Source organism: Streptomyces marokkonensis (assembly GCF_008312835.1).
Lineage (GTDB): Bacteria > Actinomycetota > Actinomycetes > Streptomycetales > Streptomycetaceae > Streptomyces > Streptomyces marokkonensis_A.
Map to the genome: position 1 here is coordinate 176,126 of NZ_VSKS01000015.1, position 8,469 is coordinate 184,594.

Annotated in this window: 6 protein-coding genes; 3 read left to right on the plus strand and 3 right to left on the minus strand. The window is 74.0% G+C overall.

Annotated elements, in window-relative coordinates; all coding sequences use genetic code 11:
- Positions 1 to 86: 86 nt before the first annotated feature.
- Positions 87 to 1,085: a helix-turn-helix transcriptional regulator gene (locus tag F1615_RS24590; protein WP_149551248.1), complete on the minus strand. Its 999-nt coding sequence runs from the start codon at positions 1,083 to 1,085 to the stop codon at positions 87 to 89.
- Between the two features lie 140 nt (positions 1,086 to 1,225).
- On the opposite strand from F1615_RS24590, the gene F1615_RS24595 reads away from it, so the two are divergent.
- Positions 1,226 to 1,621, plus strand: a complete 396-nt coding sequence (locus tag F1615_RS24595; protein ID WP_149551260.1) for a RidA family protein — start codon at positions 1,226 to 1,228, stop codon at positions 1,619 to 1,621.
- Between the two features lie 87 nt (positions 1,622 to 1,708).
- On the opposite strand, the gene F1615_RS24600 is transcribed toward F1615_RS24595, so the two are convergent.
- Both F1615_RS24600 and F1615_RS24605 read right to left on the minus strand, forming a co-directional pair.
- Positions 1,709 to 5,146 carry a phosphocholine-specific phospholipase C gene (locus F1615_RS24600; protein WP_149551249.1) on the minus strand — a complete coding sequence of 1,146 codons (3,438 nt, stop codon included), beginning with the start codon at positions 5,144 to 5,146 and terminating at the stop codon, positions 1,709 to 1,711.
- A 364-nt stretch (positions 5,147 to 5,510) separates the two neighbouring features.
- Complete coding sequence (locus F1615_RS24605; protein WP_208818396.1) at positions 5,511 to 6,068, minus strand: hypothetical protein; 558 nt, start codon at positions 6,066 to 6,068, stop codon at positions 5,511 to 5,513.
- Between the two features lie 252 nt (positions 6,069 to 6,320).
- On the opposite strand from F1615_RS24605, the gene F1615_RS24610 reads away from it, so the two are divergent.
- Both F1615_RS24610 and F1615_RS24615 read left to right on the plus strand, forming a co-directional pair.
- On the plus strand, positions 6,321 to 7,457 hold the full coding sequence (locus F1615_RS24610) for a beta-ketoacyl-[acyl-carrier-protein] synthase family protein (RefSeq protein WP_149551250.1): 1,137 nt from the start codon (positions 6,321 to 6,323) through the stop codon (positions 7,455 to 7,457).
- Positions 7,454 to 8,422 (plus strand): beta-ketoacyl synthase N-terminal-like domain-containing protein, encoded by a 969-nt coding sequence (locus F1615_RS24615; RefSeq protein WP_149551251.1) that lies wholly within the window; start codon positions 7,454 to 7,456, stop codon positions 8,420 to 8,422. The genes F1615_RS24610 and F1615_RS24615 overlap by 4 nt, the downstream gene beginning before the upstream one ends.
- The last annotated feature ends 47 nt before the right edge of the window (positions 8,423 to 8,469 follow it).

Sequence of the window (8,469 nt, forward strand, 5' to 3'; positions counted from 1 at the left end):
GGATACCCCGGGCAAGCGGGGAAACACCCTGCCTCATGGGGTAGTTGCGGACGAAGCGCGCCGGGTCCGGATACGTCCCGAGCCGGTCAGCGCGGCTCGGCCGGCCCGTCGGAACAGGGCGCGCGGCCGTACTGGGCGGCCATCGCGGCGGCTCGGTCGCGCAGGGAGACGCGCAACGGCTCCGGGGCCAGGGCCTCGGCGTCCGTGCCGAGCTGCCACAGCGCCCACTCGGCATGTCGTACATCCTGGTACGTCGCTTCCAGCCGCAGCCAGCCGTCCGTGCCGGGTTCCGCGGCGCGGACGGCTACCGCGGTGCTCAGCAGGTCCTCCCGCCGCTGCGGGTTCACCCGGACCAGCACGGCGATGTGGCCGCCGGACAGGAAACGCGCGCAGCGCTCCCGCCAGGCCCGGTCCAGATCCACCCGGTGGGGTCGCCGGGCCGGTTCGGGGAGTTCCTCGGCGGCCAGCACCCTCGACAGCCGGTAGGTGCGGTCCGCGCCGGATCGCGTGGCCAGCAGGTAGCCCCGGTCGCGCACGGTGACCAGGCCGATCGGGTCCACCGTGCGCCACTGGGGTGCCTGGTCCGTGGCCGCGTAGTGGATGCGCAGCCGGTGGCCGGCGAGCACCGCGCGCCGGATCACGGTCATGGTCGTGCCGGGCACCTCCTCAGTGGCCGGCCGGCGTGGGAGCAGGTCGGTCTCCGGCTCGACGAGGAAACGCCGGGCCGCGTCGCTCGCGGTGGCCCGGTGGTTCTCCGGCAGGGCGTCCACCACCTTGCGCATGGCCGAGGCGAGCGCCGGGCCCAGGCCGAACACCCGCTCCCCGCGGCCCGATCCGGCGGTCAGCAGGGCGAGGGCCTCGTCGTGGTTCAGTCCGGTGAGCTCGGTCCGGAAACCGGGCAACAGCGCGAACCCGCCGTGCCGCCCGCGTTCGGCATAGACCGGGACGCCGGCCGCGGACAGCGCCTCGATGTCGCGCAGCACGGTACGGGTGGACACCTCCAGCTCACGGGCCAGCGTGCTCGCGGTCGTCCGACCGCGCTGACGCAGCAGCAGCACCAGCGAGACCAGCCGATCGGCGCGCATACGAGGAACCCTAGCGAATACATGACCGAGGGTGTCGTGCTTTGTCGGCAGGCTCATGAGCACCGACGTCCGCGGGGGCGGCTACCGCGCCGACGGGGACGTTTTCTACTCCCGATGAATCCGATGGAGCTGATGTGGCAGTGGAACGAACGGCAGTGAACCCGGTGACCTGGTCGGTGGGGATGGGGTTCAACCAGGGTGAGGTGGTCTCCGGGCACACCCGGACCCTGTACTGCTCAGGGCAGACCGCGATGAGCGGTGACGGAGAGCCGCTGCACGAGGGGGACATGGCCGCCCAGCTGGCGCTGAGCCTCGACAACCTGGAGGCCGTGCTCGGGGAGGCCGGCATGTCCCTCGCGCATCTCGTCCGGCTCAACGTCTACACCACCGACGTCGATCTGCTGTTCCCGCACTACGGCGTGCTGGCGTCGCGGTTGGGCGCCGCCGGGGTGGCGCCGGCCACCACGATGCTCGGGGTGACGCGGCTGGCGGTCCCCGGCCAGATGATCGAGCTCGAGGGGACGGCCGTGGCGTGAGCCGGCGCACCGGCTGAGACGCCGCCGGACGGCGGTGCGCGCCGGGCCGCCCTTCGCGGCCCGGCGCGCGTTCCCGGCGGGGCGGGGTCAGGCGTCCGTGATCGGGGCGGTGCCCAGACGGACGTTGTCGATCGCCCAGTACCAGTTGTTGCCCGCGTTGAAGAGCCGGAAGGCCACCTTCGCCGAGCCGGCTCCGGCCGGGACGGGGCAGGAGAGCCGGACGAGGCGGTTCTCCTGGTCCCGTCCCTCGTTGGTGTTGCCGGAGCCCGCGCCGCTGTAGTGGAGCAGCCGCACCGTGTCGCCGGAGTCGAACGCGACGGTGACCTCGGCCTCCTGGGGGCTCTCCTGCCGGTAGTGGGAGTCGAAGCCCAGGTGCAGGGTGGAGGTGCCGGGCGGGATGTCCACCGCCGGGCTGGTCAGTGTCGAGTCGAACCGGCCGCGGGCCGACGGGCCGCCCGTGTCGTCCCAGTCGTCGGGGTCGGCGACGGCGACGACGCCGAGGGCCCGGGTGAAGTGGGGGCGGTTCTGCCCGGCGGGGAACCAGAACTGTTTGGACATGAACGTCCAGCCCTGCAGTTCCCGCGTGCCCGCGGGCATGCCGGGCGCGTTGGTCACCGTCCAGCCCTCGGGGGCGGTTCCGCTCCAGCCGAGCAGGCCGGGACGGTTGAGGTCGGCGGCCGGAGCGAGCGCGGGGGCGGCGGACTCGAAGTCCTCCGCGAGGAGGTGGCCGGTCATGACGGGGCCGGTCCGCACGGGAAGGGACGCGGACACCTCCGTGCCGTCGCCGCCCTGCTTCGCCGTGACGGTCACCTCGAGGGCGGCGGAGACGCGCGCCGCGGTGACGGGCGCGACGACGTCCCATGCCAGGGTCGCGTGGGAGCGTGCCGGGACCGACGTCGGCGCGGTGCCGCGGACCGTGGCCCGCCAGCCGTCGGGGAGGACCGGCGTGGCGGTCAGGCCGGTGAGGGGCGTGCCGCCCGCGTTGGTGACGGTGGCTTCGACGGTGGCGGGTCTGCCCGGGGAGAGCACGGTGCCGTCGGTGCCGGGTGAGCTCGCCGGGCCGGTGAGCGTGACGGTCACGGCGTGGGCGACCTCGGTGTACAGGCGCGCGTCGGCGAGCCGGAGCAGTCCGTTCCCCTGGGCGTGCGCGGAGACGGCCAGCCGGCCGGCGGTGGCGTCGCGTGAGGGGGTGACGGTGAAGCGCACGTCGGCCGAGGCCCCGGCCGCGAGGGTCCTGGGGGGCGTGCCGGTCTGTCGGACCGTCCAGCCGGACGGGGCGATCAGGGCGGCGGCGAGGCCGTCGAGCCGGTCGCGGCTGTGGTTGCGCAGGGTGACGACGACATCGGTCGGGTTGCCCCGGGTGAACGGAGTGTTCCGGGAGGGCAGGGGCTCGGGCAGGCCGATGGCGGCGGACAGCGCGGGGGGTGTGGCGGTCGCCGGGTCGGTGACGCCGGGTCCCTCGTGGGACAGGCGGCCGGTCATGCGGCGCAGGAAGGCCGGGTCGTCGCGGTCGACGACCACGATGTCGTACCAGCCGTGGTCCGCGGGGCGCAGCCGCACCGTGTGGGACGCCCCGGGCCTGAGGGTGACGGTGTGCACGCGGTCGCCGCGCCCGCGGGAGTGGACCGACTCGCCGACGAGGAGCCTGCGGGTGCCGGAGGACGGATTGGAGCACACGATCCGCACCTGGCCGGTGGCCGGGTGCCCGGCGAGGTACGCCTCGGCGCCCACGCCGGTGCCGCGCAGCTCCCACACGGACCAGCCGGGTCCGTGCACCTGGAGGTCGTAGCCGTCGTCGCCGTGAGCGACGGTGTGGTCGGCCCTTCCGCGGGCGGGGACCGTCCAGGTGTGCGGGGCGGTGCCGTCGCCGGGGTATGCGGTGAACCAGGCGCCGGTGGGTCCGTCGTTGCCGAGCCGGAGGCGGACGCCGGCGCGGGTGACGTCGGGGCGCAGGGACAGCCGGTAGGGGGAGGGCCGGGTGCGCCGGGTGCCGGGCTCCTGCCCGGGGAGCGACTGGTCCTTCGGCGGTACGGGGTTCCAGCGGCCGACCGGGGCCGGGACCGGGCCGGGCTGCTCGATCTCGGGCTGCCGGTGGGCGCGGTGGAAGTCGAAGGCGGAGGTGAGGTCCCCGAACACGCTGCGGCGCCAGGCGCTGATGTTGGGCTCGCGGACGCCGGTCCACCTCTCCAGGAACCGGATGACCGAGGTGTGGTCGAACGCCTGGGAGCTGACGAAGCCGCCCACCGTCCAGGGCGACACGATCGTCATCGGTACGCGCGGGCCGGGGCCGACCGGGCGGCCGTCGAACCAGTCGTCGTCGTTGCCGGAGGCCGGCCGTGGCGCGACGGGGGCCGGGACGTGGTCGAAGTAGCCGTCGTTCTCGTCGAAGTTGATGAACAGCACCGTTTTCGACCAGGTCTCCGGGTCGCTCGCGATGGCGTCGAGGAGGTCGTAGACCAGGTGGGCGCTGCCGACGGGAGTGGAGGTGCTGGGGTGCTCGGACAGCGCCGCCGTCGGGACGACCCAGCTGACCCTCGGCAGGGTTCCCCGGGCGATGTCGGACCGGATCCGCCTCACGAGCGTGTCCGGCTCGGAGCGGTGGGCGCCGCGCAGGAACAGCCGGCGTTCGGCCTCCGTCAGCGCGTCGACGCCCTTCTGGAACTCGGCCAGCTCCGCCTTGCGCTGCTCCGGGTCCTTGCGCAGCAGGCTGTCGTAGAACTGCTCGGTGGTCGAGTACCGGCCGCCGAGCTTGGAGAGGATCTTCCGGCCGATCTCCTTCCAGGGCCTGAAGTACTCCACCGCGTTGTCGGTGAAGTTGTCCCACTCCTGGTAGATCTGCCAGGAGATCCCGGCGGCCTCCAGTCGTTCCGGGTACGTCGTCCAGGTGTAGCCGGCGTGGTCGTGGTCGTACGCGGCGTTGGTGACGGCCCGCCCGCCACCGTCCGGTTCGTGGCCGGTGGTGCCGGTCCACAGGTAGTTGCGGTTGGGGTTGGTCGAGCCGTAGACCGAGCAGAAGTAGGAGTCGCAGATCGTGAAACGGTCGGCCAGTTCGTACTGGAGCGGGATGTCGCGCCGGTCGTAGAAGGCCATGGTGCTCTGGGTCTTGGCGGCCACCCAGTCGTTCCACCAGCCGTTCGCCCGGGCCTGGTTGGCGTCGGAGAAGCCGTGCGCGAGCGCGCCCAGGTACTGGATGTCGCTCTCCGGGCGGCCCGCGTCGACCGCCGCCCGGCGGGCGGAGAACGGCAGGACCGCGCCGCCTCCGGACCGCGGCTGCGCGAAGACGCCGGCCCCCGAGGGCAGACGCAGCGGCGTACGGTCGCCGAAGCCGCGCACACCCCTCAGGGTGCCGAAGTAGTGGTCGAAGGAGCGGTTCTCCTGCATCAGGACGATCACGTGCTCGATGGCGCGCAGGCCGCCGCGCGGCATCGGCGCGGCCATCGCCTCGTGCAGCGACGGAGGCAGGAAGGAGAGCGCGGCCCCACCGGCGAGAGTGCCGAGAACCTTACGGCGGGAAACGTCAGACATGCCGGGGACGCTAAGGGGCGGCCACCGTGTGACAAAACCCCGTACCACGGGTTTTCGCCGACCGTTCACCGTGCGACATCGGCTGTTCCGCTGCCGGTGGGCTCGGCTGCGGGACGGGGAGGGCGCGCGACGTGCTGAACCTCCTGGCGAGGGGCCCCGGGTGTTGCCCGGGGCCCCTCGCGCGTCGTGCCGTCGGAAGGCCGCGCGGGCCGGCTGGGGGTGTCCGGCACATGAGCGCGGAAGGGGAGGCCGCCGTGCGGGAGACCGTCGCGTTCCTCCGTGGCCGCCTGCCCCGCGCCGGCCCCGCGGTGCGGACCCTCCCCCAGCCACCGGGCAACGCCACGGCCGCGCCGGGGACTTCCGACTATGCCCGGATCGCCCGGGAGGCCGCCGTCCCGTTGCCGCGGGCATCGCCGGTGGGGGACGGGACGGCCGTCCGGCGCCGGTAGTACGCGACGGCCACCGCGATCAGCAGGGGCGGCCAGGCCAGCAGCGGTACGTAGCAGACCAGCAGGAGCGCGTACTGGGCCGGTGTGCCGGTGCCTTCCGGCCCGACGTTCGCGGAGTGGGAGTAGAACGCCCAGGAGAGCAGGACGGACAGCACGACCCCGCCCAGCACGGCCGGGACGGTCGCCGCGAGCGGAGCGACCCGGCGCCCTCCAAGCAGCGGCATCCAGCGCGGCACGATCTCGCCCCACGGCCTCACCAGGCCCAGTGTCAGCAGCGCGAGCGCCTCCGAGACCACGGCGAGGCAGACCACGTACAGCACCTCCCAGGTGTGGCGCAGGGAGATCTCGGACACCGGGAGACCGGCCGCCAGCGCGAGTCGCCACAGTGCCGACGGCAGCGTGACCAGAGGCACGGCATGGGCCGCGAGGACGGTCCGGCGCGGCACGCCCGGCAGGGCCTTCATCGGGAACATGTGGCCATGCTGACACCGGCGGCGTCACCGTCGCCTCATCCTGCCGGCCCGGCCTTCTCCGCCGCGCGGCGGAGGCGCGGAGCCCTTCGGCAGGCATGCGGGCAGGCGGGCGGCGTGTTCCGGTCGCACGGCCGCGAGGCTTTCGGGCGCGGGCCGCAGCGCGTGCAACTTGGTGCAGGTGCGTTGTTCCCGCCGCGGGGGCGTTCGAGGATGGCTGGCGTCGGCACTCGACGGGACCGGGCAAGGGGTGGCATGAACTGGGTGGTATCCGGACTGGGCGCGGTCTCGGCGGTCGGCGGGGATCCGGACGAGATGTTCGCCGGCCTGTGCGCCGGCCGCAGCGGGCTGCGTGAGCTGCACGGGATCGACCGGACGCCCTACCGGGGACGGTACGCCTACCAGATCCACGACCACCCCGACGGGCGTGACGTGCCAGGGCGGGCGACCGCTTTCGTCGCCGACGTGATCGAGCAGGCCGCGACCCGGGCCGGGCTCGGCACGGACCTGCGCGACGTGCCGGTCCTCGTCGGCAGCGGACTGCGCGAGTTGCGCTCGGCCGAACTGCACTGGCGCGACAAGGGCAGCCTCGGCGCCCTGTCCGCCGACGACCTGCACTTCGGCACCGCGCTGCGCGACCGTTTCGGAGCCACCGACACCCACACCGTCGCCAACGCCTGCGCTGCCTCCGTCTACGCCCTCGCGCTGGCCGCCGACATGCTGGCCACCGACCAGGCGGACTCCGTGATCGTCGCCGGCGTGGACGTTCTCAACGAGAGCATGTCCGGTGTCATGGAGCGGGTGCACCCCGTCGCCCCCGACCGGCTGCAGCCCTTCGACCGCAACCGGGCCGGCGTGATGATGGGCGAGGGCGCCGCGGCCGTCGTGCTCAGCCGGGACGCTGCCGAACCGCTGTGCCGGGTACGCGCCGTCGAGGTGGGCTGCGACGCCCACCACGACACCGCACCCCACCCGGACGGCTTCGCCGAGGCCATGCGCGCCGCGCACCGCTCGGCCGGTGTCACGCCCGCGGACGTCGACCTGGTCATGCTGCACGGCACCGGCACGCTGCTCAACGACGAGGTGGAGGCCACCGCGACGCAGGCGGTGTTCGGCGCCGACGCCGGCGCGCCGCTGATGACCGCGATCAAGTCGATGACGGGTCACACGGGCGGTGCCTCCGGAGTGATGAGCCTGGTCAGCGCCGTGCAGTCGATGACGCACGGCATGGTCCCGCCCGTCGTCGGCCTGACCGAACCCGTGGCCGAGGCAGCCGGGTTCCGCATCGTCACCGGCGCCGCCGCCCGCGGACCGGTCGCCGTCGCACAGGTCAACGCGCTGGGCTTCGGCGGCATGAACACCGTGGCCGTACTGGAGGCATCGACCCGATGAGAAGCCATGCCTACCCCGGAGTCGTCGTCACCGGAACCGGGGTGACCCTGCCGGGCGCGGACCGCCCCGAGGCGGTGCTCGCCGGCCGGCAGGACCATGCGGAGCCGGTCGACACCGCCCGGCTCCTCGGCCGCGGGGGCCGGTACCGGGGACTGCGCTACAAGGACCGGGCGACCCAGCTCGCCTACTGCGCCGCGGACGCCGCGCTGAGGGACGCCGGCCTGCTCTCGGACGCCGGGCTCACCGTGCCGGCGGACACCGTGGGAGTGGTGGTCAGTTCCAACACCGGCAACCTGGACACCGTGGTGCGCGTGGTCGACACGCTGCGCACCGGGACCACCGACGCGCTGAGCCCCATGGACCTGCCGAAGGTGTCCTGCAACGTCGTCGCGTCGTCGGTCGCGATCAAGCACGGCCTGCGCGGCCCGAACCTCATGATCTGCAATGGCTCCACCTCCGGCCTCGACGCCGTGCGCTGGGCCGCCACGATGCTCGAAACCGGCCGTCTGACAAGGGCGTTGGTACTCGGCGTCGAACCGGACACCGAGCCGGCCCGCACCCTGCTGGACGGAGCCGCGCCGCTGGACGGCGCCGTCGCGCTCGTCGTGGAGAACGAGGCCGCGGCGACCGCGCGGGGCGCCCGGGTGCGCGCCCGCGTCGGTGGGCACGCGCGCGGCGCGGGCCTGGCGGCCTGCGTCGCCGAACTCTCCGCCATGGCCGCCGCGGACCCGGTGGCCTGGCACGTGCCGCGCGGCACGGTGCCCGAAGGGGTGTTGCCCGGAGTGCCGCGCCACGACCTCACCACGGCCTGGGGACCGTGCTCCGGCGCGCTGGGCGTGCTGCAGTGTGTCGCCGCCGTCGGCGCCTTCGCCACCGGTGCGACCGGTGCGGTCTACGCGACCGCGGGCGACGACGAGCGTGACGCGACCGCGGGCCTGGTGCTCACGCCGTCATCCGGTCGCTGACGAGCCGACCGACACTCCCACCCGCCGGTGGACACGACCACCGGCGG